Source organism: Achromobacter sp. SIMBA_011, from assembly GCF_046535435.1.
Classification (GTDB): domain Bacteria; phylum Pseudomonadota; class Gammaproteobacteria; order Burkholderiales; family Burkholderiaceae_B; genus Achromobacter; species Achromobacter dolens.
In genome coordinates this window covers 1-268 of sequence record NZ_JAWRWN010000548.1, presented here as the reverse complement: position 1 = coordinate 268, position 268 = coordinate 1, and the positions used below count along the sequence as shown (strand labels likewise).

The 268-nt window shown below is 62.7% G+C and carries 1 pseudogene; it reads right to left on the bottom strand.

What is annotated here, in order from left to right:
• Positions 1 to 248: pseudogene (locus SB816_RS32090) on the bottom strand (D-glycerate dehydrogenase); the annotation flags it as partial.
• Positions 249 to 268: the final 20 nt, after the last annotated feature.

Here is a 268-nt window from a genome sequence, read left to right as displayed (position 1 = left end):
AACGCGGCCATGTCGAAATTGTCGTAGCCCACGGCCATGTTCGAGACCACGCGCAGACGCGGCGCGGCGGCGAAGGTCGAGGCGTCGACAGGGTCGCCCATCGTGATCGCGCCGTCCTTGTCGGCGAGTCGCGCCTTGAGCGCTTCGGCGGACAGCGTTTCGCCGTTGTTCCAGTCGACGTCGAAATACTGCTTGAGACGGTCGATCACGTCCGGAAAGATCGGGCGCGCCACGAGAATCTTTTGCATCGTTACTCTCCACACTGCTG